Source organism: Exiguobacterium sp. s26 (genome assembly GCF_018618235.1).
Taxonomy (GTDB): domain Bacteria; phylum Bacillota; class Bacilli; order Exiguobacteriales; family Exiguobacteriaceae; genus Exiguobacterium; species Exiguobacterium chiriqhucha.
This window is the reverse complement of the sequence record NZ_JACSLS010000001.1, coordinates 170,486-193,106: the sequence shown is the minus strand read 5'-3', so window position 1 is coordinate 193,106 and position 22,621 is coordinate 170,486. Positions and strand designations below refer to the sequence as shown.

Genomic DNA, 22,621 nt, shown 5'->3' with positions numbered 1-22,621 from the left:
GCGTACGCTACTAGTAGACACCTATAAGGAGGTACATTCTATGACGTTACAAATTGATCGTGTCTCGAAGCAGTTCGGCGACTTCACGGCCGTCGACGACTTGAGCTTTCATGTCCCAAAAGGCGAGATGTTCGGGCTGCTCGGGGCGAACGGCGCCGGTAAGACGACGACGTTCCGCATGATTCTCGACATCCTCAAACCGAGTGCCGGGACGATTACGTGGGACGGTCGCAACGTCGACCATCGCATCGTCGGCTATCTGCCGGAAGAACGAGGCCTTTATCCGAAATCACCCGTCCGTGACCAGCTCGTCTTCTTGGCTAGCCTGAAAGGCATGCGGCAAGCCGAGGCGAAGCGGGCCGTCAAGACGTGGCTCGAACGGCTCGAGATCCCTCAGTATGAGACGATGCGCGTCGAACAACTGTCAAAAGGAAACCAACAGAAGATTCAACTCGTGGCCGCCCTGCTCCACAACCCGGAACTGCTCATTCTCGATGAACCGTTCAGCGGGCTCGACCCGGTCAACGTCGAGATTTTAAAACGTGAAGTGCTCGCGCTCCGTGACGCCGGGACGACGATCGTCTTCTCGAGTCACCGGATGGAACACGTCGAAGAGCTGTGCCAACATATCGGCATCTTGAAAGGCGGCCGTGCCGTCGTCAGCGGCGACGTCCCGACAATCAAGACCCGCTATGAGGAGCCGGTGCTGTTCATCGAGACCGATCGCCCGGACCTGTTGCAAGCCCTCCCGGTCGTCCGGGCGGTCGAACCTCATAAGGATGGCCACTTCGTCCGGCTCGACTCGTTCGACGACAGCGATGCAGTGCTCGGTGCCCTCGTGGCGAACGGGGCCGCCATCAAGACGTTCATGCGCCAGCCCGTCTCATTAAACGACATCTTCATCAAGGAGGTCGGCCAACATGTTTCATAACTTCGGACCACTCTACTCGTTCACGTTACGCTCGAAACTGCGCTCGAAGGCGTTCCTCATCTCGACGTTGTTGACGATTCTGTTCATCTTCGGTTTCACGAACATCGACCGATTGCTCGCGAACTTCGAGGACACTGACCAGGCGCAAGCCATCCTCGTCACCGACAATAACGAACTGACGACGCTCATGCAGTCTCTCGGCTATGAAGATATCGAGTCGGCGTCCATCAGCGAGTCCGAGGCACGTGCCGGGCTCGATAACGGGGACTATGAGATCGTCGCCTTCATCGAAGAGGACTCGGCCCGCGTCCTCTCGGAACGGCCGGAACCGGATTTCACGACGGTACTACAGACGGCGCTGCGGGAAGTCCGGAACGCCGAGCTGATTGAGGCGTCGAACATCGATCCGACCGTCCTCGCGGCGTTGAATGAGCCCGTGACGGTCGAGGAATCGTACCTCGGCCGCGGCGGAGAGAACTCGGACGAGCTGTTCTCGTCGTTCGCCTTCGTCTACGTCATGCTCATGTTGCTCTACGTCTCGATTATCACGTACGGGTCGATGATTTCGACCGAGGTCACGACCGAGAAATCGTCGCGTGTCATGGAGCTCATCATCTCGACGACGCACCCGGTGACGCATATGCTCGCTAAAATCTCGGCCATCGGGACGCTCGCCCTGCTCCAAATCGCCATCTTCCTCGGCTTCGGTTACTTCAGCGCCCGCAGCAACGAGATGGCCCAGTCGGTCATCGACAACGCCGGCAACGTTCGCGCCGTCGTCTATCTGTTGACGTTCTTCACGCTCGGCTACCTGCTCTATGCGGCCATGTTCGCCGTGCTCGGTTCGCTCGTCAGCCGGGTCGAGGAGTCGCAACAGATGACGATGCCGGTCATCATGCTGCTGGTCGCCGGGTTCCTCGCCGCCATGTTCGGTTTGAACAATCCGGAGGCACCGATCGTCACGATCCTGTCGTACGTGCCGTTCTTCACGCCGATGCTCATGTTCCTTCGCGTCATGCTCGTCGACGTGCCGGTGTGGGAAGTCGCGTTATCAATCGGCATCATGATCGCCACAATCGGTGTGATTTTGTGGGTCGGCTCGAAATTTTATCGCGGCGGCGTCTTGTTCTACGGCAACAATGCGATTAAACAATGGCGACAAATATTACAGAATCGACAATAACGTTTACAGCATTTTCGTTTTCGTATACTCTAAAGAATGTGCAAAATGAGGAGGAAACGAACTATGCGATCACGATTACTCGCAGCTTTAATCTTTACTTTCATGACGACGCTCACGACGTTCATCTGTTATACCGTCTTCTTGGACGCCGATGCGCTGTGGCAAATCTTGCTCGCATACGCAGGAAGCACGTTCCTCGGGACGCTCGCTTTTTGGTATCCGGTCAGCCGTCGTCCGGAGACGTCCCGTTTCGGCGGCGCGTGGATCGGCATCTTGATCACGGCGACGACGCTCATCGGATTCACCGCGATCCGCTTCAGCGTTCGTGGTGACGCCGCGTCCTTACTCGACTGGCAGACGATGCTCGCGAGCCTCGCCTACACGTTCGGTTACGTCGGTTGGGTGCTCACGATTCTCAATATCGTGCTCGGCTTCCTACTTGCCGGGACACGACCGAAAGTACGCTACGACGCGCGCATGGCGCGTTAACAGAAAACAGCCGTTCCTCGGAGCGGCTGTTTTTGTATGCAAAAACCGTGGTCTCCCACGGCTGTCACTGCAATTTATACGATTTAGCGATGACCCCGAACTCCGTGTATTGGAACGAGTTGTCGACGAACTGGTCCGGTACGAGCTGCTCGATATAGCGAGCGAACGGAACAATCCGTTGCGTCGGTTCGTGCGAGCGGCCTAGGTCGAGCACAGCATCGACGAGCGCCTCGAGCGCTTGATGTGACGTCGGTTCCTCGTCTTCGGCAAAGATGCAACGGAGTTCTTCCTCGTGCATCAAGTCGAAGATGCGCATGCGCGCCTCGAGCTGACGTTGCATGTCCTCGGTCGACTTGCCGTGCATCGCCTCATCGTAGGCGAGCTTCATCTGTTCGAGCTCCGGGACCGTTCCTTTCATGAGCACTTTGAGCGACTCACCCGTCCAAATATGGCGGGCCAAATAGTTCGCGTCGATCTTGAGCGCCTCGGCGAGCGCCTCTATGTAAGGCATCGTCGGGTAGACTTCACTCAGCTCGGTCCGGCGAATAAAGTACGGGGCGACGCCGATGCGGTCGGCGAGTGCCTCGACCGAGATGCCGGCCCGCTCACGTAAAATTCGAATCCGATCCCCATACCCCCGATACGGTGCGTTCTTTCCATCCATGTGTCTCTCCCCCTCTCTTCTTAGTATAGTTCCCGAATCCATAAAAAAATACTCGGAAGCGTATGCCTCCGAGTAAAATGTGCAACTTATTTTTTCGTCAATTCGACGACTTCTGAAGAACCGGCTGTGACCGTGTCGCCTTCAGCAACGAGTTTGTTGACGCCAAAGCTGTCGTGGTTCGTGATGATCACTGGTGTGATCGTCGACGGCGCGTTCGCTTTGATGAAGTCGAGGTCGAATGTGACGAGCGTGTCGCCAGCTTTAACCGCTTGACCTTCTGTCACGTGCGTTTCGAAGCCTTCACCTTTAAGGTTGACCGTGTCGAGACCGATGTGAATCAAGTACTCGGCACCGTTGTCAGCGTTGATCCCAATCGCGTGTTTTGTCGGGAAGACAGTCGCGATTGTACCGTTGACCGGCGAAACGACTTTACCATCTGTCGGTTCGACGGCGATACCGTCACCCATCATTTTTTGCGAGAACACTTGGTCAGGAACGTTTGTGATGTCAATGACCTTCCCTGTAAGCGGTGAAACCGCGTTAAGTTGTTCTTCTTTACCACCGAATAGTTTTTTAAAGAATCCCATAGCTTAATCCCTCCAACATGTTCTGTTAATCAAAGTCTTAGCTTTTATACCCGAAAAGCTTCCTCTTCAATCCCTACCCTAGAAACGGTATAGTTGTAATAAGGTAGTGCGAATTCGTTTACACATCGTAAGAATACGAGTGTGCAACCGCTTTTGCAAGCCCTTTTTACACTTTATAAAAATTTCACACGATGGAGGCGCTTACAATGACGACTTTCACAAAATTGTCATATGAACGGCCCAATTTGGAGGCTCTAAACAGCCGATTGTCGGACTATTCAGTCGAATTGCAACAAGCCAGCACACTCGAGGAAGCGAACGAATTGATTCGCCAAATCAACCAGGAACGGAACGAATTCGAGACGCAAAGTCAGCTCGTCTCGATCCGCCACTCGATCGACACGCGCGATGCGTTCTACGAGGCCGAGCAGACGTTTTTTGACGATGCCTTGCCGGTGTACGAGAAAGAAGTACAAGCGTATTATCGCGTCTTGACCGAGCACGACCTCCGCAGCCAACTCGAACAGGAATGGGGCAGCCAGTTATTCGAACTCGCCGAGCGCGCGCTCAAGACGTTCGAAGAGTCGCTCATCCCGAAACTACAGGAAGAGAACCGATTGACGACCGCTTATCAGAAGGTCATGTCGGCGGCCCAAATCGAATTCGATGGCAAGACGCTCAACTTGTCCCAGTTCGGCCCGTATCTGCAATCTCCTGACCGTTCAGTTCGAAAAGCGGCGTCCGAGGCCCGTTATACATATCTCGCCGACAACGGCGACGAACTCGACCGCATTTATGGTGAACTCGTACGCGTCCGGACCGACATCGCTCACACGCTCGGCTTCCCGTCGTTCGTTGAGCTCGGTTACGCCCGGATGCAACGTGTCGGCTATGACGAGTCAAACGTCGACAACTTCCGCAAGCAAGTGCGCGACGTCATCGTCCCGCTCGCGACGACGTTAAAAGAGAAGCAGGCGAAACGGATCGGTGTCGACACGCTCACGTACTACGACGAGTCGTTCGTCTTCCCGGACGGCAACGCGACACCGAAAGGCGACGAGGCGTTTATCATCGAGGGTGGGAACACGATGTACCGCGAACTCTCGAAAGAGACGGACGAGTTCTTCCAGTTCATGCAACAGCGCGGCGCTCTCGATCTTACGGCGAAACCGGGCAAGTCCGGTGGCGGGTACTGCACGTACCTCCCGTCAGAAGGTCTCCCGTTCATCTTCTCGAACTTCAACGGGACGGCCGGCGACATCGACGTGCTCACACATGAGGTCGGTCACGCCTTCCAAGTGTACGAGAGCCGTCATTTGACGACGCCAGAATACGCGTTCCCGACATACGAGGCGTGCGAGATTCACTCGATGTCGATGGAATTCTTCTGCTGGCCGTGGATGGAGCTATTCTTCGGCGACCAAGTCGACAAGTACAAGTTCAATCACTTGGCCGGAAGCATCACATTCTTGCCATACGGCGTCCTCGTCGATGAGTTCCAGCACGTCGTCTACCGCAACCCAGAAATGACGGCCGCTGAGCGTCGCCAGGCATGGCGTGACCTTGAAAAAGTGTACCTCCCGCACCGTGACTATGAGACGAACGGTTATCTCGAGTCAGGAGCTTGGTGGCACCAACAAGGGCACATCTTCCAAAGCCCGTTCTACTATATCGACTACACGCTCGCGCAAGTGTGTGCCTTCCAGTTCTGGGTGCGCATGCATGAAGACCGTGAAGCAGCGTGGAGCGATTACCTCACGCTCTGCCAAGCCGGCGGCAGCCGCTCGTTCCTCGAGCTCGTCGAGTTGGCCGGACTCAAGTCGCCGTTTGAGGACGGCGTGTTGAAACAGACGATTGGACAGATTGAAGACTACCTGTTGAAGCATCCGTTAGCGAACTAAAACGAACCCACTCACGTCAGTGTGAGTGGGTTTTCTCGTGCTTGCTTAGGAATACATTCAGATGAAGGCGCAACAACAGTTGAGCCAGTGAGCTCGCCTGTGGTCTTCAAATCACATCTAACGGTTCTTTCCCACTCGGTGGCGGGAACGCCTCGTCGAGCGCATTGAAGTCATCCTCGCTCAGGTTGAGAAGCATCGCCGCGCCGTTCTCTTCGACGTGGGCTTTCTGCCCTGCTTTCGGGATGGCGATGACGTTGCCACTCCGCACTGTCCACGCGAGCAAGGTTTGGGCCGGTGTCGCACTGTACGCTTTGGCGATCTGGTTTACCGTCTCATCGTTGAAGACTTTCTCTTTCACATCGCTTCCTTCGGCGAGTGGGGCGTAAGCCATCATCGGGATGCCTTGCTCCTGTAAAAATGGCAACAAGTCGTATTCGACGCCGCGGCTGCCGAGATGATACAGCACTTGGTTGACGGCGCAATGTTTCCCGTTCGGCAAGGCGAGCAACTCCTTCATATCGTCGACATCAAAGTTCGACACGCCCCACGCCCGGATCTTCCCGTCCGCCTTCAACTGTTCGAGCCCATCGACCGTCTCCTCGAGCGGGATGTTCCCGCGCCAATGGAGCAAATAGAGGTCGAGATAATCGGTACCTAGCCGTTCGAGCGTGGCGTCACACGCCTGGACCAGTTTGTCGCCCCCGGCGTTATGTGGATACACTTTCGACACGAGGAACACGTCTTCCCGCCGGTCTTGGATTGCTTCGCCGACGAGCGCCTCCGATTTTCCTTCCCCGTACATCTCCGCCGTATCGATGACGTGTAATCCGCAGTCGAGTCCCGTCCGGAGTGCCTCGATCTCGGCATCCCGTTTCGATTCGTCTTCCCCCATGCGCCACGTGCCTTGCCCAAGGACTCTCATTTCACGGCCGTCCGGCAGTTCAGCCACGTGTTGTTTCAGTGCCGCCAAAATCAATGTGTGTGGTATGCGGTTCATGCCATCTCCTCCTTCGTCCATTGTTCATGTAACGGTCCGGTCGTCCCGAAAACAGGATCGGTCGCCGGTTTGTCGACTCGTTCGATGCGTAGGATATTGTCCGGTCGTTCTCCCGGTTTCCCGGTCAACGTATCGTAGTCGCGCCCGTCCGGATACGCACCGACGATGGCGAAGTCTGCACTCGCCTCGAGACGGCGATGTCCCGTCCCGGCCGGTAAAATCAAGACGTCTCCCATTTCAAGTGAAACGAGGTCTCCCGTCGCACCGCCGAGTTGGACCGTCGCCCGGCCCGACTTCACGCCCAGCACTTCATGCGTATTACTGTGGTAGTGATGGTAATCGAACACGCCGTTCACCCAGCTGTTCCCCCAGCCGTTATGTTCAAACGTCGCCTGCATGCCGTCCGTCTCGTCGAACACGCCCCGATATAACAGCACCGGAAAATCTGGATTGTTCGGAATCGAGCCGTCATCTTCAAATCGATATGTCAACATATCCATAGTTGCCCCCTCCTTTGTCTCTTGAGACTGTACCCGACATAAGGCAACAAAAAACGGCTGCTCGGCACGAGCAACCGTTTCGTCAGGAGATCACGTCTTCCCCAGGCACACATCATATCCAAAATCGGTTGGAAGTATTATCCCAGTCCCCATTTTCCCAGCAACAAGTGCTCAGTGATTGGCACGATTCAGGTCAGACTCAATGTCAATTTGGAGTATGACCCAGACGAGGTCATCGAGGAGCTTGGTGAATATGTGCTCCCCCATTTCTCGCCACTCTCGTAACACAAGCACATCAAAAAGACGACTTTCCATTGTGGAAGTCGTCTCTTGCGTTACAGCCAATGGCTCGGCCGCGTGAAGACGGGTGCCAGTCTTGTATGCCGGTCCCCATTCATCGCGTTCACTTGCATCTGTGTCAAAAACAGACTGTCGGTCAACACAGCTCCTCGCACGTCAAGATCTCGTACGTCGGCCCCCATGAAATCGACATAGGACAGGTCTTGCCCACGTAAGTTAACACCGATCAACAAGGCGCCTCGGTAACACGTTCCTCTCACGTCATGCTTGGTCACGTTTCGTCCAATCAAATCGGCACGATCTTGCTCGTGTCGTGACGTCAACGTCAGGCCGCCCAGTTTCAGTCCTGCCGCACGTATGTGCTGACTGAGTCGGACGAACAACGGGCGGGCCTGTTGTCGGAATGCCATCAGCGCCGTCCCGGTCAACTGTTCAGGCGGTAACTCACGGAATGACAGCAGTTCTTCCAATAACGTCTCGAGTAACCGAGCATCGTGCTCTGGGATGTCCCGGCTCAGGATGTCAGTGATGTAGAGCAGCAGCTCGTGGACTTGGCTCATGATCGGCACTATCGCGAACATGCGCGGCCCATCGACCTCCCCCTCTCGCCAGCTTCGTCCGTGAAACGTCACTTGTGACACGAACTGCCCTGCCCCGAGACAGTCATACACCGTACATCCTTTGAAGCCCCGCTCGCGCAGTTCGGAATGGATGTTGCAGGCATACGAATCTGCCAAATGGACACACGGCTGTCCCGCCGGTTTATTGATGGGAAAATCCTCTGACTTCAAATAGTGGAACGCCACACAACAGAGACCGAAACAGTTCGCACAATCTGGTCTGAGCGATTCACGAAGCATATTCAGATCGGGCATCGTCATCCATTGTCACTCCTTCCTTGTACGTTTTGACTCTATACGTACAAGTATAAGGAATGTCCCAATTTTTACATAGGCTTTATTCAATTAAGGTTGTCTTCATCCTTCTCCCCGTAAAGCAGCTGCTCTCTCGCTCGCCTTTTCTCTTCTGCCTCGGATATTTCTTTGTAGAGCGCAATCATGGCATCGAACGAGCCTTCGACGTCGATGCGTTGTTCCAACAGGTGGTCAACATAGAATCCGTGGCGCAAATCTTCGAGGTAAGGTTCTGCTGCTCGAACGAACATCATCTCGAACTGCTCTTTTGCGTCTTGAATCTCGTCATGCGGTCTCTTATCCGTTAAAAGCCGCTGGTCTTCAGGGTCAGTCGAATGGATGAGCTCGTCCCACGCTTCAGGCGACAGTCTCGCTTTCCAGTAATCATAGCCCGATTCAAATCGTTGCAACGGTCGACCGGATGGAAACGACTTTTCGGCATACGTTTCGTACAGCTTTAGCCAATGTTCGAAAAACGAATCGATCATCGCCATGTCCCAATCTATGAATATCTCCGACTTATCATGCTCGACATATTGGACCCTTCCGCCTTGATACGTCACCTCATAACGAATCGTCCCTTGAATGGATTCGTCGCGATAAAACATGTCATCACGATACATCATATCATCTAAATCGAGATCTGCCGGCTTCTCATACGCTTCGAGTGCACTCACAAGCGATTGGACCGCTCCTGTCGTCACATCGGTGAACGTCACTTCAATCCGCTCAATGGTTCGGGGTGTCTCCAGAATCCCTTTGTTGTAACAGAAGGCCAAGACGAGCGGTCGTAGGCTGTCCATCGACTCGGGAATGACAATCCATTCATGTAGCAGCGGGTCATTGTAATACCCCTCTTTGATTAACGCTTTTGTGTTGAGGCCGTCATTTCCAATAATTGTATATAGCAGAATATCAAGGTCTTAAACTTCACCGTATGGGATCATCCCATAGAAGTTCTCTTCTATCTCGTCACCCGTCCGGAAGTCCCGTCCGCTCCACCACTCCACGACAAAACGCCATCGCTCGACGAGCCACCATACCCACTCACCGCCGCTCATACCGGTTTGCCATTCATTCCGTTCATGGGCGACCCACTCGTCTTTATCGTACGAGACAGACTGAGAGGTCCCGTCTTGGTAGCGGATCTGATAGGTGAAGATACCATGTAACGTGTCTCGGTGAAGCAACGAATACGCCGATTCATTCAAATACAGCATGAAATCGATGAAGTTCACTGCTTCCGCAGACCCTGCCTCTTGAAACCATAGCTCAATCGATTCAATGACTCGTGGTTCCATCTATAGTTCGCCTCCCCGTTACTAGTATTCGCACATACAAAAACCAACCCGCTTTCACACAGGTTGGTCCGTTCGCTCAGTTCACTTTATTCTCGAGCTGTTTCAACTTCGTCGAGTAGTACTCGATGATGTCGCGGCGCCGGATGATGCCGATGAAATACTTGCCGTCATCGACGACCGGCACGAAGTTTTGGTCGGTGATCGCATCGACGAGCTCCTCGATTTGCGCCGTGATGGCGACCGGCTTATACCGTACGCGTTGCTTGATGTCTTTCAACCGTGTCCGGAGCACTTTTTCGTAGTCTTCTTCCCCGCGAAGCTGTTCGGCGAGTGCCCAGAGTAAATCCCCTTCTGTCATCGTCCCGGCGTAAAAGCCGTTCTCGGATACGAGCGGCACCGAGGTGAAGCGATGATGCTTCATCTTCTCGAGCGCTTGACGCACCGTCGATTCCGGGTCTAGATATTTGACGTCTTCTTTCGGATATAAAAAGAAAGCGATATTCATGTACAATCTCTCCTCAATCTAAAAATCCACCTCTTCATTGTACCATGTATTAGGGTCTAGTCAGCACAAATTGACCATCTAATCTGCATCTGTTCTGTCAAAAGGAGGTTCATTTCATTTTTCTGATGAAGCGTTTCCAGACAAGCTATTCGCATTGTGTGACAGCACACAAACAGGCACGGCCCCGAACAGCTTCTCCAAAGCCAATCTTGACCGTGAATCAAACATCTTGTCTCACCTATATCGTTGACCAATCTAAACGGAATCACCCGAAACGGCTTCACTGTTGCTATACCCGAGTGAAGGTCATTCTAGCCTTAAAAACCGTAACAAACATGCTACAGATGGCCATCAAAAAAGCCTAGGAACGTCCTAGGCTTGTCTCACTCAAATAAATTCGAGCAACGTCTTGTTGAATTTGTCCATCTCGTCGAGGACGGTACCGTGACCGCTCTCCTCGAACCGTTCGATGCGCGAGTTCGGGATGCCTTTTTCCATCTCGAGCGCAAACTCGAACGGGCAAATTTTGTCGTGCACCCCATGGATGATGAGCGTCTCGACGTTCACTTTTGACAAATCTTCACGCAAATCTTCGTCGCGGAGTGCTTTCGCCGAAGCGATTGTCCCGTGACTCGAGGCGACGAGCGACAGATGATGGAACCAGTTTTGCGTCGGTTTCGAATGTTCTTTCTCGAAGAAAATCTCACCGAAGCCTTCGAGCATCTTCGGCCGGTCTTTCTTTGTGTCCTCAATCAACGCATCGACCTCGGCTTGCGTCATCCCGTACGGATAGTCCGGACGTTGCGTGAACACCGGCGCTGCGGCGCCGGAGAGGACAAGCTTCTTCAAACCGTCATCCGGGAAATCAACCGCGTAACGGATGGCGATGGCCCCGCCCATCGAAAAGCCAACGAGCGTGAAGTCTTTGACACCGAGACCGTTGACGACCATGTGCACGTCAGACGCCATCGTCGCATAGTCATAACCTGTCGCCGGTGCATCCGACTTACCGTAGCCGCGATAGTCGATCCCGACGTAGCGATAGCCTGCGTCAAGCAGCGCATTCTTTTGATACTCGAACATGTTGTTGTTCGCCGGCCAGCCGTGCAGGAAGACGACGGCGTCGCCTGTCCCGACGTCCTCTACAAAAATATTCGTTCCATCATGTGCCGTAATATAGTTCCCCATTGGTCAAAACCCCCAGTTGGATTGTTGAGCGGCGTGCGTATTTGCCCACAACCCAACTTTTCCCGTTTGACCAAAGTGGAAACCTGTCAACTGTCACGCCAGAGCGATTCAGCTTTCAAGACGTGCTCGATTGCTCCCGCTCCTTCACGTAATACAGACGTCCGCCACGACTCGTCTTCCGGATAGAACATGGCCATGAATTCTTTGCGAATGCCGTTCCGGGCTTCCGGGTCTTTCGTCCCTTCAAAGTAAAGCCGGTTCTCGAGGATGATCGTCAAAAACTCGCGAATCGTTGCTTTCGTCGACGTCCCGAACGTCCCGAACTCGAACAACGCCGAGACGAGTTTCTTATCGGGATGATGCGTGTCTCGCACATAATAGAAATGGTTCGTCGAGTCCCCGAGCACGTCGGTCGGGTCATACGTCTGGATATTTTTCAATCCGTACGTCCGCTTCAGTTCATCCACGTCACGCCCGTCCCGTTCACTGATGACCATCGTCACCTCGTTCGTCGGGCCGAGCGCCGTGTGCCAGTCCATATGGACGACGCGGTCGTAGCGATCAAGCAAATCGTGTTGCACTTCTTTCAAGAAGATGGCGGACGGCTCATCCGACTCACCGCCGTAGTACACACCTTTCGGGAACTGGTATTGGCCCATCCCTTTCGCTTCGGTCATCGCAGCGAACCCGTCGAGTTTAATGCCAGAACCGAGGAACGAGTAGATATGTTCACGCGCCTCGTGATAGTCATCGATGACGCCGTCTGGGACGAACAAGTGACGCATGATTTCATATTCTTTATTGACGTTACGCGGGAGCGACTCTCGGTCGATGACATAGTTTCGATTCAAGTCGACGTTATGTTCATTGACGCGGCGGAAGTGTTTCATCCCCCACGGATTGACGGCATGAATGAGACAGATGCCGGTCGATTCGTGCCGGACGTGTTGAAGTTGCGTCTCGACGAACTGGTGTGTCACAGCGGCTCCGGCATATCCTTCGATGCCGTGTTCGCCAATCGTCATGAAGAGCACCGCCTCGCGTGACCCCGCCGGTTCACCGATGATGACATCGATTGTGTCTTCCCCAATCGAGTGGGACATCACGCGTGCGGTCGGATAATAAGGTTTGACGCGGTCGAGCAGGGCGAGAAACTTCTCGCGTGACTCCTCGTATGATGATGAAAAATACTGACTCATAGTGACTCCCTCCATTCTAATCTTCTGTATCCCATTCCCATTCCTGACCCGACTAAAAACGCCTCCTTCCGGAGACATCTTCTGACACCTAATGGGCCCCGGCCTTCGTACCCCGGTTTTGACGGCGGAACTCAAACAAATAGACGAGCGGGGCGAACAGCACGGCACCAAACAACCAGTACGCACCCGGACTCACGAACAGCGTCTCGAACGCCCGGAAAAACCAGGCCATGAGCGAGAAGCCAACGATGAGTTCGGCTGTCCAGATGACTCCACGGCGGACAGCCAGCGTGAGCGTGTTTGTTTTTTGGAAGAGGGCTGCGAGAAAAGCGATTAAAAAGGCCGGGAAACTACTGAACCAAAGCATCCGATTGAGCGTCGATTCGGCAAAATACGTGTTGCCGAGCGACACCGTGATGACATAATGCGCGACGAGCACCAACAAGACGACAATCCAACCGATGAGGACGTCACGTTCCCATTTTTTCATCGTTCTCCCTCCGTTCCACGCAACAGAGCTACCTTTATATTTTCCCGTTTTACCGATGCTTCGGTCACATCCGCATAAAAAAAGACGCGTCCCGTAAGGAACACGCCCGATTATTTGTCCATCAAGTGACGAGCCCATTCGGTCGCCCGCTCGAGTTCTCCGTCTTTGAGCGGCCCTTCCTTGTCGAGAACGATGAACGACTCTTTCAACACCGGTTCCGCTCCCTTGTCCAACAGCAATCGTTCAATCCGGGTCGAGGCATGGCCGAACCATTTGACGATTTTTCCGACGAAAAAGCCTTGATCTTCTTCAGCCATGCTCGTATCAAACGCCGCAGCACGGATGCCTCGGAGCGCATGATCCGAAAGGCCGTCTAAAAAGGTTTTCACGTTCTCAGTCTCGCGCCCGCCATGCGTCGGCGAACCAACGATGAACAAATCAAGGTTGGAGAGGTCGCCGTATCCGACGTGGCTGATCTGCATGATGTCGACGCGGTGTAAGTCGCCGAACCCGTCCTTGATGGCATATGCGACTTTTTCGGTACACCCGTACATCGAGTCAAAGATGATGAGAATTTTCATACAATCTCCCTCCATTGTGCGAAAGCTCTACGTATCTATATATGACTCTTCCCTTAATGAACGAGGCCTCATCATGGATTCAGTTAATTTTTATGTCTTTTCTTCACTCGTGTAGACACAAAAAGGACAGCACCAATTCCAAACACCGCATACGCAACCTTATCCAGATGGTCACGCATGCTGAACGGGGCGTCATGCCGATACTCGGCCCGCTTCCACCCAGACCCACCCTCGACCGCAAGGACGTCCTCCATCGCTTCCCCGTTCACTTTCCGATATGTTGTCCCAACCGGATACATGTTCGAGGCGTCCCCATAATAGCTGCCATCCATATCGTCGGCCATCGTCTTGACCTCGCCGACGACTTCTCCCAAGTCAGCCTCCAATACGGCGACATCCATCACTTCATACACCCGTCCGTCCAACACGACGAACGCATACGCCCACGACAAAGCTTGAGCCGACAAAGAGACAGACAGAAGGAGCAATACTAATCCGATGACGCGTCTCATCGAATCGCCCACACGAACGTCGCCGAGTCACTCAGATCAATCTCATCCGGCTCAAGTTCCGGCATCGCCGCCTCCGAGAAGAGAACCTCGTCATGGAGCGTGAGACGAGTCGGCGAATAAAGATGAAGCTCGCCCCATGTGTAGTCGATTTGAAGCAAGTCACCGAGCGTCGCCCCGGCCCCTTTCGCCAACAGTTCGGCCCGATGACGCGCGTTCGCCGCCGCGCTCGCGAGCAATTCGTCTTGAATCGAATCCGCGTCTTTGATCGTGAACGAGATGGACAGCTTCGGCTCGGCTAGCGAGTTGCTGACATGTTCGATGACCGCTGACAATTGTTTCGTATCGAGCGGAAACTCGAGTTTCGTCTTCTGCTGACAAACGTAACCCCGGAAACGGGATTTATAGTTGCCTTGCTTATCACGATAACTCTCATAGTCTGTGTCGATCGAGAAGTCGGTCGTCTTGAGCGCTGCCTTCTCGAATCCGGCCTGCTCGACTGCCTTTTGTAGACGCGTGACGGCCATCGCCGCCCCGTTCATCGTCTCCTCATAACGGACAGCTCGTGACGTCAAATCCATTCTCACGACAATCAAATCGGGCTTAGCCGATACTTTTCCTGTGCCTTTCACAGTGATGGTGCGATCCATATGATTTCCTCCTTTTGAGTTTAAAAAAACATGTACCTTCTTTATCTGGAAATTAATTATTCCATTCCCCTTTATTGTTAAATGACGGTATATTAGTAAGGTTGTTTTGCATCTAGATACGAGGAGGATTTATTCATTGAACAAAAAATTATTCGAACGAACTGACGTCATTATCATTGCACTCATTTTACTTTTCCCTTTAGGATTATTCCTGATGTGGCGTCATCAAAAATTTAACGAATCTACACGCGTCTTGATTACTTGCGCCATCTTGATTTTAGTTGGTTCGGCGTACACGCAAGCGACGAAAGTGAGCCGACAAGTGTATGAGCAGGATCTTTCGGCAGAACAAGCTAAATACGTCGCTCTCCAAACTAAAGTCGAGGCCGCCCAACAAGAATTAGACGATTCGATGGACGAAGTCGAAGTACTTCGTGTAGAAGCTGACGAAAAAGCCAAGCTTCAAATTGCCGAAGCCGAGAAACAAGCTTTACAACTTGTAAAAGAGGCAGAGTCTAAAGCCGACACGATTGTTTCCAAAGCCGAGGATGAAGCGGCTAGCGTCGCTCAATCTCAACTCAATGAAGCGAAAGAAGAAGCTGCCGATCTCATTGCACAAGCCGAACAAGAGGCAAGCGCTTTGAAAGCTGCAGCCGCAAATGAAAGTTCGTCTTACTCGGCCGCTGCTGCGCCGACAAGTCAGAAGTTCCAAAACTGTACGGACCTCCGTGGCACTTATCCAGGTGGGGTCAGTTCAGATCATGCGGCTTATCAGCCAAGCATGGACCGTGATAAAGACGGCTGGGCTTGTGAATAATGGATGCCAGAATCAACCTCACATCATCGGCGAGGTTGTTTTTTTTACGCTTCTCACTTCTCACGCCCGAGCTGTCAATGACACCACGAGTCCGATGAGATAGCCGAATGCTGCACCTGCCGCAATCCCATACACTAATTCAAATCCAAGTAGGAGCGAACTGATGATGCCAATCCCGGCTCCGAACACCAGTCCGAGTCCTACCCCTGACGCTCGCCAATTCTGCTCTGTCATCGTAGCCCTCCTCTCTTCCATATCCCCTTCCCGTTAACGAAACCGTTCCGTCATGAACGCCTCTATATCATCAAGTGTTTTAGCGCCACGTAGCGACGGATAGGCATCTCGACTGAAGACGAGTCCTTCGTCCGTGTTCAAGAACATGTACCGCTCACCGTCCGGAAATCCGTAATCACTCACGTCCATTACTTGAAGCGAGGCCCCGTTTTGTGACCAGACGTGGGAAGCATCATGCCGTCTCGGCATAAAAATCCCTTCCATGCCGAGGCGAAGTTCAGAGATGACGTCCGCATCCGACTGAAGCACTTCAGAACCGGCACCGGCAACCGTGAGAACTTGAATCGTGCTCCCCTGCTCGATGTCTCCCCGATAGACGTCTGTCACGCCAATCGTCACAATCGACTGATATTCCGCATGTCCGTTGAAGTCGAGCTCGATGTGGTCAATCTGTTTCACGACGCCCCGTACCACCGCAGGTTCCCATTTCGAGAACAGCTCGTCCTCACTCATCTCGGCAAGGTTTGCTGATGACATCCCGACATCGATGTCCCCTTCATCGATATAAGCGACCGACATATTGCTCGAGCTGTCCGACAGCGGAATCAATTCTTTGAAGCCGTCCCATGTCACGGCGAAGAGTGTGACAGCCGCGGCTGCGATGAGCCCGCCAATCCAACGCCAATGTCTTCTTTTCTTATCCTCGACTTCCATCGATTCCTCGACGAAACGGTCATCGACGTCCCCCATCAAACGTGTGAGCCGATCTCCGCTCATAGCGCCACCCCTTCCGCTTCGAGCACTTGCTTCAAGTCGTTCCGAGTCCGAAGCAGCACCATTTTCACCTTGCTCTCGCTCACGTGGCGCATCTTCGCGATATCTTTAACTGATTTAGGCGAGAATTCTCCCACCTCCAAGCGTCTCGGGGCATGGCCCAGTGTAGGTGTGAGATGAATCGCCCGTCCCCGACGCCCTCGGTCACCGCTGTGACGGAACGACGAACAAAAGTTCGTGATTCCGTCAGATTTCCTCGCCCCCTCCGCGGGTATCGGAATGGGACGAGGATGATCCTGAGACCGGCGGAGGAGGGACGGACATGCTGAAAGGATATAAATACCGGCTCCACCCGACGGCGGCACAGGCCGAGTTCCTGATCCGGACGATCGGCTGCGCCCGCTTCATCTACAACAAGCTGCTCGAGGACCGCATCGCCATCCACGAGGAGGCGAAGGTGAGCGGCGGGCCGAAGCGAAAGCCGCCGACACCGGCCTCCTACAAGCCGCTGTTCCCGTTCCTCTGTGAGGCGGACAGCCTCGCGCTCGCGAACGCGAAGCTGCACCTCGACACAGCGTTCGCAAAATTCTTCGCCGGGACGGCCGGCTTCCCGGTGTTCAAGTCGAGACGGAAGGCGCGCGCCTCTTACACGACGAACAACCAGCACGGCACGATCCGTATCGAGGAAGACCGCGTACGGCTCCCGAAGGTCGGGTTCATTCGGTTCACACAGCACCGCAGTTTCGACGGCGAGATCCGCTCCGCGACCGTGTCGATGACACGGTCGGGCACGTTCTTCGTGTCGCTCCTCGTCGAGCAGGACGACGAGCCGTGGGTCCCGGCCGAGCACAAGGTCGGAATCGACCTCGGTCTCGGCTATTTCGCCGTCATGACGAACGACGCGTTCGTCACAGAGAAGATTCCGAACCCGCGCAATCTGCGAAAGGCAGAGGGACGGTTGAAACAAGCGCAGCGAGCGCTCTCCCGCAAGAAGCCCGGCAGCCGGAACCGCGAGAAGACCCGGCTCCTCCTCGCGAAGAAGCATGAGCAGGTCAAGAACCGCCGACATGACTTCCTCCACAAGCTGTCGCGACACATCGTCGACGAGAACCAAGTCGTCGTGGTCGAGACGCTCCGAACGAGGGAGATGATGCAAGACCGCCGCCTGGCGAAATCGATCGGGGACGCCGGATGGGGCGAGTTCGTCCGGCAGCTCGAATATAAATGTAGGTCCCACGGACGAACGCTGATCAAGGCCGACCCGTGGTTCGCCTCGACCCAGGTCTGTTCGAGCTGTGGCGAGAACGGCGGCAAGAAGGGGCTGGACATCCGCGAGTGGACGTGTGCCGCGTGCGGCGCACACCACGACCGCGACGTCAACGCGAGCCTCAACCTGTTGCGCCTCGCCGACCGAAACACCTCAGGGCAGGGACTGCCCGACGAGCTTGGCCCATAACCGTGGCTGGTCGAAGCACGGTCTTCCCAAGAAGCTCCCACTTCAGGTCGCGAAGCAAATAAGTGGTGAGTAGTTCACTCGACTGAAAGTGAAAGTAACGCCCCATAAAGATTTGTCGGGCCTCTTGCGACAACCGGGCCAAAAATTCGTTCAGCAACTCGACGATTTCCGAGTCGGTCACGACAGAGGAGGCGAGACAGTGCTCGAGCTCACTGACGATGAGCGGGACTTTTCCGGCTCCTCGCTTCTTGGCGTTCGCCTTCTCATACATATTTAACGAGACGTTCCGGACCAGCTTCGCCAAATAGCCAGCGAGCCGCGCTGGACGTGTCGGCGGAATCGCTTGCCACGCTTTCATGTACGTGTCATTGACGCACTCGTCCGCGTCCTCTCGGCTATGCAAAATGTTATAGGCAATCGTATGACAGCAGCCCCCGTACTTTTGTGCCGTCGCCTCAATCGCCCACTCCCAACGCCCCCAATACAAATCGATGATTGCTTGATCGTCCAATCGAACCCCCCTCTCGATGTACTTACATCTTTATAGACCGGAAATGTAGTTCATCGGTCACAACTTCTGTAAAAGTTTTTTGGAGCGGCTCTTCACAGCCGGACTGCCCGTCTCAAATTGTGACTCGAGCAAGGCTTTCAGTTCGTCACGGAACCGGGGATGCACGGCGCTCAAGTCGAAGATCGCCTGCAAGGAGTTGACGATGACGATGGCGCTAGTCTCCGTAGCAATCCAATCGGTGAGCATATGAACGACATCGGCCGCCTCGTCTTCCGTCCACATCAGCCGTGGCATGAGTTGCGCCAAGTGCCACCTCACTTCTTGTTGAGTGGCACGATGTAACTGTTGGAACAAGGACGCTTGATGCGCTTGAAGCAACTTTGGATGACGGCGTGTCACTTTCTCCATCGCGTCTGCGCTCCGCATCCGAACGACGGGACGGTCATCGGTCAAGCCGGTTATCAATTCGTTGAATCGGTCCGGGTCGTTCCCGACGTAGGCGACGACCTCATCGACGTGGCCGACCGAGCGCAAATCTCCGCCACTCAATACTTCTCGGATGTCCATTCTCCCACCTCTTTTCTCATTCTTAGTTTACAAAAAAAGGGACTCAGTAGACACTGAATCCCTTTCCATGCATATTAGTTATTCTCTTGCTTCAAACGGTCGATGATATTATCCGACTTCACTTTCGAAATCGCGTATACCATCGAAGAACCAACGATCAGGAAAATTATGACCGTGACGAACAAGATATCGCCCCACGGCAACGTGAACGGTGCTTCGAACGTGTTGATCTGCGCCCGGTAAATCAGGTACATGATCAGAACACTGACCGGCACCCCATACGCCAATGCTTTCATGCCATAGAAAATGCTTTCATAATACACCATCTTGTTGAACCCTTTCGGTGTCATCCCGACCGACCGCAGCATAGCAAACTCGCGACGACGGAGCGAGACGCTCGTCGAGATTGTGTTGAAGATATTCGCCACCGAGATGAGCGAGATCAAGACGATAAACCCATAGACAAAAATCGATAACAGCAACAACACCTGCTCTTGTTGTTCACGCTGCTCCGACACGTTGAAGATGTATTGGTCCATATTTTGTTCCGCCTCAATCACTTGTTGCGTCGCCTCAGGATTACTCGTGTTCAAGGCGATTGATGGACTTGATTGTTTCATCAATTGACCAATCGCATCCTCTTCAAACGTCCCTTCCCGAACGATCACATCAAGCCATCCAAGTGAGCTCGTCATCACACCGGTCGGGGGGACGTCGGTCATGGCGCCGATTTTGATCGTTTTGAGCGGTGCCGTCTCGTCCGTTGCGTTCTCGTCCCGGAGTTCAAGCGTATCGCCGATTTCGGTCTCAATCGTCTTCGAGTTCACAAATTTCTTCTTGTCGACGTCTTGATACGATACTTCATCAATCAAGACGGCACCCGGCATCTCCCCGTCTTCAAAATTGCTGGCGGATGCCCCGATCTGCTTCAAGTACGCATCGAAACTTTCATCATCTAATTGATAAAGAGAAACGTAGTACACAAATTTCCCATCGACGAACGTGGACACCAAGTCTTCATTCTCGGTGACCGCGCTCGGTAACCGCGCTTCGTCAACCACCGTCTGGACGGTCGTATTCTCGAAGTACGTCCCGCTCGTCACATGATCCAACGTCTCATAGCGACGTAAGTCATCTTTACTGAGATTCGACCCGTTCACGAGAATGTCGAACTCGTACGTGCCTTGTGACATCTCGAGTGACTGTTCGAGTCGATCCGTGAAGTAACTGACGACTAAAAACAGCACGATACTGATGACGAGCGAGAACACCGTCGCCAAATACCGTTTCCGGTTGCGTTTTGTGTTTTTCAGCCCAATCTCCGCTTCCAATCCGAAGAACCGTCGCACGAGTTTCGAGGTCTTCACGTTCTTCGACGTCAGTCGCACGTCCTGGGTTTGACGAATCGCATCAATCGCCGAAATCTTAGATGCGCGGCGGGCCGGCAGGTAGCAGGAAATGAAGATTGTTACGCTCGAAATGAGGACCGTCAACAAGAGTGTGAGCGGTGTGACGACGACCTCAAACTTCTCCGTCACGTTGAGCGCCTTCTCCGCAAAGGCATTGATGAACAGGAACGTGACCCCGATTCCGGCCACCCCGGCAATGATACCGATTGGGATGCTAATCCCTCCGATGATCAGTCCTTCAAAAAAGACCGAGTTTCGTTTTTGCCGTTTCGTCGCCCCGACACTCGCGAGCATCCCGAGGTAGCGTGAGCGCTCAGATACGCTGATGGCAAAGGCATTATAGATGAGCGAAATCGAGCCGATGACGATGACCGCCATGATGATGCCACCGAACCCGTACAGCGTCTTGCGCAAGCCGTCATCATCGGTCACCCCATAATAGCGAAGCAACGACGCGTTATAGGCAATTCCTTCAATTTTCTGTTCGCGCATCAGTTGTTTCGTATCTTCATAAATCGAGCCGTTCACGTCGTTCAAGGCGACGAACGTATCGACGATCGCACCGTTCAACGCTTTGTCGTCAATGTATCCGACGACCGTATAGCCAGGCGACCAAGTAGGCTCCCAGGCTGGGCGCGTCATCGTGCCGACGACGGTCAACGTCACCGTATCCTTGATTTTCAACTGTTCAAGCATCGTCTCCCCGTCACGGATCAAGCCATCGTTTTGGGTTAATACGCGACCTGATGATTCGTCCATGCGCTCACCGATCTCAATCGTCAATTCATCCCCGATATTGTACGTGACTTGCGCATTTTGACGGATGGCCTCAGAAATAACGACTTCGCCTTCTTTGTTTGGCAAGCGTCCCTCCGTCAAGTCGACGGGAAAGTTCTTGAGCCCTGACGTGTTATAGTTCCGGACGTATAAGTACGGTTTATAGGCATTCTGTGAATCCTTTAATTCTGCATAGCCGTCACTCGATAGGATGACATCCTTCGTGGCCGCGTCATTCCGAATCGCCTCGACCTGGTCTTCGTTCGTGTTGACATATTGGACGTGCCACTCCCCGTTGTCCGCGATGTCTTGACGAATCATCAAGTCCAGGAACGACGAACCGAGTGTCGTCACAGCCGTAATCATCGCCACCGAGATGATGACCCCGATGATGGTGACGAGCGAGCGCCGCTTGTTTTCACGCAAGTGCCGAAGCGTCATTTTATTGATGATGTTCATGAGCGGACGACCTCGTTCTTCGCAATCTTCCCATCCTCGATCGAGATAATCCGGTCCGCCTGCAAGGCGATTCGTTCGTCATGCGTGATGATGATGAGCGTCTGATTGAACTTTTTGTTGAACAGTTTCAAGAGGCTCATGATCTCTTCACTGTTTTGACTGTCCAAGTTCCCCGTTGGCTCATCGGCCAAGATAATGGCCGGGTTGCTGATGAGCGCCCGACCGATGGAAACGCGTTGTTGCTGCCCGCCAGACAATTGGTTTGGCAGATGAGTCAATCGGTTCGACAGACCAAGGATGCCGATGATGCGCTCCAAATGGGCGGCGTCGACTTTTTGCTCGTCCAACAACATCGGCAGTGTGATGTTCTCCTCGACCGTCAAAATCGGGATTAAGTTGTAAAACTGATAAATCAAACCGATTTGACGACGACGGAAGATGGCGAGCTGTGTCTCGTCTAACTTGTAAATATCCGTATTGTCGATCAACACCTGTCCACTCGTCGGCACGTCGACACCGCCGAGCAAATGTAACAACGTCGACTTCCCCGAGCCCGACGGTCCGACGATACAGACGAACTCGCCTTTTTTGACCGTGAACGACACGTCATCGAGCGCCCGCACTTCCATCTCGTCTTTTCCGTATACTTTCGATAAGTGTTGCACTTCTAATATGTTCATGGTTGCACCCTCCAGTACTTAATCTACTTTGAGTGTACCGAGCGAGTG

27 protein-coding genes are annotated in these 22,621 nt (G+C 53.6%); 6 read left to right on the top strand and 21 right to left on the bottom strand.

Going from position 1 to position 22,621, the window contains the following annotated elements; translation table 11 throughout:
- Positions 1–40: 40 nt before the first annotated feature.
- From KNP82_RS00925 to KNP82_RS00915, 3 genes are all read left to right on the top strand, one after another.
- Positions 41–931 (top strand): ABC transporter ATP-binding protein, encoded by an 891-nt coding sequence (locus KNP82_RS00925; protein WP_021066531.1) that lies wholly within the window; start codon positions 41–43, stop codon positions 929–931.
- Positions 921–2,114, top strand: coding sequence for an ABC transporter permease (locus KNP82_RS00920; protein ID WP_214826718.1), 1,194 nt, complete (start codon positions 921–923; stop codon positions 2,112–2,114). Before KNP82_RS00925 ends, KNP82_RS00920 begins: the two co-directional genes overlap by 11 nt.
- A gap of 63 nt (positions 2,115–2,177) precedes the next feature.
- Positions 2,178–2,603 (top strand): hypothetical protein, encoded by a 426-nt coding sequence (locus KNP82_RS00915; protein ID WP_029594984.1) that lies wholly within the window; start codon positions 2,178–2,180, stop codon positions 2,601–2,603.
- A gap of 64 nt (positions 2,604–2,667) precedes the next feature.
- Here the strand turns inward: KNP82_RS00915 and KNP82_RS00910 are convergent, their stop codons facing one another.
- Positions 2,668–3,267: a helix-turn-helix domain-containing protein gene (locus KNP82_RS00910; protein ID WP_214826715.1), complete on the bottom strand. Its 600-nt coding sequence runs from the start codon at positions 3,265–3,267 to the stop codon at positions 2,668–2,670.
- 86 nt (positions 3,268–3,353) lie between these two features.
- Positions 3,354–3,854: a PTS sugar transporter subunit IIA gene (locus tag KNP82_RS00905; protein WP_029594982.1), complete on the bottom strand. Its 501-nt coding sequence runs from the start codon at positions 3,852–3,854 to the stop codon at positions 3,354–3,356.
- A 206-nt stretch (positions 3,855–4,060) separates the two neighbouring features.
- Between KNP82_RS00905 and KNP82_RS00900 the strand changes: the two genes are divergently transcribed.
- Positions 4,061–5,755 (top strand): M3 family oligoendopeptidase, encoded by a 1,695-nt coding sequence (locus KNP82_RS00900; protein ID WP_029594981.1) that lies wholly within the window; start codon positions 4,061–4,063, stop codon positions 5,753–5,755.
- 106 nt (positions 5,756–5,861) lie between these two features.
- Here the strand turns inward: KNP82_RS00900 and KNP82_RS00895 are convergent, their stop codons facing one another.
- The 12 genes from KNP82_RS00895 to KNP82_RS00840 all read right to left on the bottom strand — a co-directional run bounded on the left by KNP82_RS00895 (position 5,862) and on the right by KNP82_RS00840 (position 14,889).
- Positions 5,862–6,752: an aldo/keto reductase gene (locus tag KNP82_RS00895; RefSeq protein ID WP_029594980.1), complete on the bottom strand. Its 891-nt coding sequence runs from the start codon at positions 6,750–6,752 to the stop codon at positions 5,862–5,864.
- Positions 6,749–7,252 carry a hypothetical protein gene (locus KNP82_RS00890; protein WP_029594979.1) on the bottom strand — a complete coding sequence of 168 codons (504 nt, stop codon included), beginning with the start codon at positions 7,250–7,252 and terminating at the stop codon, positions 6,749–6,751. Before KNP82_RS00890 ends, KNP82_RS00895 begins: the two co-directional genes overlap by 4 nt.
- 335 nt (positions 7,253–7,587) lie before the next feature.
- Positions 7,588–8,433 (bottom strand): pentapeptide repeat-containing protein, encoded by an 846-nt coding sequence (locus KNP82_RS00885; protein ID WP_214826712.1) that lies wholly within the window; start codon positions 8,431–8,433, stop codon positions 7,588–7,590.
- Between the two features lie 80 nt (positions 8,434–8,513).
- Positions 8,514–9,269 carry a hypothetical protein gene (locus KNP82_RS00880; RefSeq protein WP_214826705.1) on the bottom strand — a complete coding sequence of 252 codons (756 nt, stop codon included), beginning with the start codon at positions 9,267–9,269 and terminating at the stop codon, positions 8,514–8,516.
- Between the two features lie 120 nt (positions 9,270–9,389).
- Positions 9,390–9,767 (bottom strand): hypothetical protein, encoded by a 378-nt coding sequence (locus KNP82_RS00875; RefSeq protein ID WP_214799213.1) that lies wholly within the window; start codon positions 9,765–9,767, stop codon positions 9,390–9,392.
- 76 nt (positions 9,768–9,843) lie between these two features.
- Positions 9,844–10,272 carry a CBS domain-containing protein gene (locus KNP82_RS00870; RefSeq protein WP_128123335.1) on the bottom strand — a complete coding sequence of 143 codons (429 nt, stop codon included), beginning with the start codon at positions 10,270–10,272 and terminating at the stop codon, positions 9,844–9,846.
- Between the two features lie 387 nt (positions 10,273–10,659).
- A complete protein-coding gene (locus tag KNP82_RS00865) occupies positions 10,660–11,460 on the bottom strand; it encodes an alpha/beta fold hydrolase (protein ID WP_214756295.1) in 801 nt (266 codons plus the stop codon).
- Positions 11,461–11,546: 86 nt separating this feature from the next.
- Positions 11,547–12,659 carry a M14 family metallopeptidase gene (locus tag KNP82_RS00860; RefSeq protein WP_214826703.1) on the bottom strand — a complete coding sequence of 371 codons (1,113 nt, stop codon included), beginning with the start codon at positions 12,657–12,659 and terminating at the stop codon, positions 11,547–11,549.
- 88 nt (positions 12,660–12,747) lie between these two features.
- Positions 12,748–13,149: a hypothetical protein gene (locus tag KNP82_RS00855; protein WP_214826701.1), complete on the bottom strand. Its 402-nt coding sequence runs from the start codon at positions 13,147–13,149 to the stop codon at positions 12,748–12,750.
- A 110-nt stretch (positions 13,150–13,259) separates the two neighbouring features.
- Positions 13,260–13,730, bottom strand: coding sequence for a flavodoxin family protein (locus KNP82_RS00850; RefSeq protein ID WP_251128594.1), 471 nt, complete (start codon positions 13,728–13,730; stop codon positions 13,260–13,262).
- Between the two features lie 83 nt (positions 13,731–13,813).
- Positions 13,814–14,242 carry a hypothetical protein gene (locus KNP82_RS00845; protein ID WP_131471938.1) on the bottom strand — a complete coding sequence of 143 codons (429 nt, stop codon included), beginning with the start codon at positions 14,240–14,242 and terminating at the stop codon, positions 13,814–13,816.
- Positions 14,239–14,889 carry an SIMPL domain-containing protein gene (locus KNP82_RS00840; RefSeq protein ID WP_214826690.1) on the bottom strand — a complete coding sequence of 217 codons (651 nt, stop codon included), beginning with the start codon at positions 14,887–14,889 and terminating at the stop codon, positions 14,239–14,241. The genes KNP82_RS00845 and KNP82_RS00840 overlap by 4 nt, the downstream gene beginning before the upstream one ends.
- A 214-nt stretch (positions 14,890–15,103) precedes the next feature.
- Between KNP82_RS00840 and KNP82_RS00835 the strand changes: the two genes are divergently transcribed.
- The gene (locus tag KNP82_RS00835) at positions 15,104–15,706 is read left to right on the top strand and encodes an excalibur calcium-binding domain-containing protein (RefSeq protein WP_214826688.1); all 603 of its coding nucleotides are present in this window, start codon (positions 15,104–15,106) and stop codon (positions 15,704–15,706) included.
- A 60-nt stretch (positions 15,707–15,766) separates the two neighbouring features.
- Here the strand turns inward: KNP82_RS00835 and KNP82_RS00830 are convergent, their stop codons facing one another.
- Genes KNP82_RS00830 through KNP82_RS00820 form a run of 3 tightly spaced genes read right to left on the bottom strand, consistent with a single transcriptional unit; the run spans position 15,767 to position 16,851 of the window.
- Positions 15,767–15,940 carry a hypothetical protein gene (locus KNP82_RS00830; protein WP_214826686.1) on the bottom strand — a complete coding sequence of 58 codons (174 nt, stop codon included), beginning with the start codon at positions 15,938–15,940 and terminating at the stop codon, positions 15,767–15,769.
- A 33-nt stretch (positions 15,941–15,973) separates the two neighbouring features.
- The gene (locus KNP82_RS00825; protein WP_214826683.1) at positions 15,974–16,717 is read right to left on the bottom strand and encodes a hypothetical protein; all 744 of its coding nucleotides are present in this window, start codon (positions 16,715–16,717) and stop codon (positions 15,974–15,976) included.
- Positions 16,714–16,851 (bottom strand): hypothetical protein, encoded by a 138-nt coding sequence (locus KNP82_RS00820; RefSeq protein WP_214756287.1) that lies wholly within the window; start codon positions 16,849–16,851, stop codon positions 16,714–16,716. The genes KNP82_RS00825 and KNP82_RS00820 overlap by 4 nt, the downstream gene beginning before the upstream one ends.
- 185 nt (positions 16,852–17,036) lie before the next feature.
- Between KNP82_RS00820 and KNP82_RS00815 the strand changes: the two genes are divergently transcribed.
- Positions 17,037–18,170, top strand: a complete 1,134-nt coding sequence (locus tag KNP82_RS00815) for an RNA-guided endonuclease TnpB family protein (RefSeq protein ID WP_214826680.1) — start codon at positions 17,037–17,039, stop codon at positions 18,168–18,170.
- Here the strand turns inward: KNP82_RS00815 and KNP82_RS00810 are convergent.
- The 4 genes from KNP82_RS00810 to KNP82_RS00795 all read right to left on the bottom strand — a co-directional run bounded on the left by KNP82_RS00810 (position 18,103) and on the right by KNP82_RS00795 (position 22,573).
- Entirely contained in the window at positions 18,103–18,681 is a 579-nt protein-coding gene (locus KNP82_RS00810; RefSeq protein WP_214826677.1) for an RNA polymerase sigma factor, read from the bottom strand. The genes KNP82_RS00815 and KNP82_RS00810 overlap by 68 nt on opposite strands.
- A gap of 57 nt (positions 18,682–18,738) precedes the next feature.
- Positions 18,739–19,248, bottom strand: coding sequence for a HEAT repeat domain-containing protein (locus KNP82_RS00805; RefSeq protein ID WP_214826674.1), 510 nt, complete (start codon positions 19,246–19,248; stop codon positions 18,739–18,741).
- 74 nt (positions 19,249–19,322) lie between these two features.
- Entirely contained in the window at positions 19,323–21,893 is a 2,571-nt protein-coding gene (locus KNP82_RS00800) for an ABC transporter permease (RefSeq protein WP_214826671.1), read from the bottom strand.
- Positions 21,890–22,573 (bottom strand): ABC transporter ATP-binding protein, encoded by a 684-nt coding sequence (locus KNP82_RS00795; protein ID WP_021066503.1) that lies wholly within the window; start codon positions 22,571–22,573, stop codon positions 21,890–21,892. Before KNP82_RS00795 ends, KNP82_RS00800 begins: the two co-directional genes overlap by 4 nt.
- Between the last annotated feature and the right edge of the window lie 48 nt (positions 22,574–22,621).

Excerpts from the sequence above, each read along its gene's own strand:
- KNP82_RS00925 (WP_021066531.1), top strand. The coding sequence starts at position 41 with ATGACGTTACAAATTGATCGTGTCTCGAAGCAGTTCGGCGACTTCACG.
- KNP82_RS00875 (WP_214799213.1), bottom strand. The coding sequence starts at position 9,767 with ATGGAACCACGAGTCATTGAATCGATTGAGCTATGGTTTCAAGAGGCA.
- KNP82_RS00920 (WP_214826718.1), top strand. The coding sequence starts at position 921 with ATGTTTCATAACTTCGGACCACTCTACTCGTTCACGTTACGCTCGAAA.
- KNP82_RS00905 (WP_029594982.1), bottom strand. The coding sequence starts at position 3,854 with ATGGGATTCTTTAAAAAACTATTCGGTGGTAAAGAAGAACAACTTAAC.
- KNP82_RS00900 (WP_029594981.1), top strand. The coding sequence starts at position 4,061 with ATGACGACTTTCACAAAATTGTCATATGAACGGCCCAATTTGGAGGCT.
- KNP82_RS00865 (WP_214756295.1), bottom strand. The coding sequence starts at position 11,460 with ATGGGGAACTATATTACGGCACATGATGGAACGAATATTTTTGTAGAG.
- KNP82_RS00800 (WP_214826671.1), bottom strand. The coding sequence starts at position 21,893 with ATGAACATCATCAATAAAATGACGCTTCGGCACTTGCGTGAAAACAAG.
- KNP82_RS00835 (WP_214826688.1), top strand. The coding sequence starts at position 15,104 with ATGTGGCGTCATCAAAAATTTAACGAATCTACACGCGTCTTGATTACT.
- KNP82_RS00840 (WP_214826690.1), bottom strand. The coding sequence starts at position 14,889 with ATGGATCGCACCATCACTGTGAAAGGCACAGGAAAAGTATCGGCTAAG.
- KNP82_RS00890 (WP_029594979.1), bottom strand. The coding sequence starts at position 7,252 with ATGGATATGTTGACATATCGATTTGAAGATGACGGCTCGATTCCGAAC.
- KNP82_RS00830 (WP_214826686.1), bottom strand. The coding sequence starts at position 15,940 with ATGACAGAGCAGAATTGGCGAGCGTCAGGGGTAGGACTCGGACTGGTG.
- KNP82_RS00845 (WP_131471938.1), bottom strand. The coding sequence starts at position 14,242 with ATGAGACGCGTCATCGGATTAGTATTGCTCCTTCTGTCTGTCTCTTTG.
- KNP82_RS00805 (WP_214826674.1), bottom strand. The coding sequence starts at position 19,248 with ATGGACATCCGAGAAGTATTGAGTGGCGGAGATTTGCGCTCGGTCGGC.
- KNP82_RS00860 (WP_214826703.1), bottom strand. The coding sequence starts at position 12,659 with ATGAGTCAGTATTTTTCATCATCATACGAGGAGTCACGCGAGAAGTTT.
- KNP82_RS00815 (WP_214826680.1), top strand. The coding sequence starts at position 17,037 with ATGCTGAAAGGATATAAATACCGGCTCCACCCGACGGCGGCACAGGCC.
- KNP82_RS00870 (WP_128123335.1), bottom strand. The coding sequence starts at position 10,272 with ATGAATATCGCTTTCTTTTTATATCCGAAAGAAGACGTCAAATATCTA.
- KNP82_RS00880 (WP_214826705.1), bottom strand. The coding sequence starts at position 9,269 with ATGGACAGCCTACGACCGCTCGTCTTGGCCTTCTGTTACAACAAAGGG.
- KNP82_RS00855 (WP_214826701.1), bottom strand. The coding sequence starts at position 13,149 with ATGAAAAAATGGGAACGTGACGTCCTCATCGGTTGGATTGTCGTCTTG.
- KNP82_RS00885 (WP_214826712.1), bottom strand. The coding sequence starts at position 8,433 with ATGACGATGCCCGATCTGAATATGCTTCGTGAATCGCTCAGACCAGAT.
- KNP82_RS00795 (WP_021066503.1), bottom strand. The coding sequence starts at position 22,573 with ATGAACATATTAGAAGTGCAACACTTATCGAAAGTATACGGAAAAGAC.
- KNP82_RS00915 (WP_029594984.1), top strand. The coding sequence starts at position 2,178 with ATGCGATCACGATTACTCGCAGCTTTAATCTTTACTTTCATGACGACG.
- KNP82_RS00910 (WP_214826715.1), bottom strand. The coding sequence starts at position 3,267 with ATGGATGGAAAGAACGCACCGTATCGGGGGTATGGGGATCGGATTCGA.
- KNP82_RS00895 (WP_029594980.1), bottom strand. The coding sequence starts at position 6,752 with ATGAACCGCATACCACACACATTGATTTTGGCGGCACTGAAACAACAC.
- KNP82_RS00825 (WP_214826683.1), bottom strand. The coding sequence starts at position 16,717 with ATGAGCGGAGATCGGCTCACACGTTTGATGGGGGACGTCGATGACCGT.
- KNP82_RS00850 (WP_251128594.1), bottom strand. The coding sequence starts at position 13,730 with ATGAAAATTCTCATCATCTTTGACTCGATGTACGGGTGTACCGAAAAA.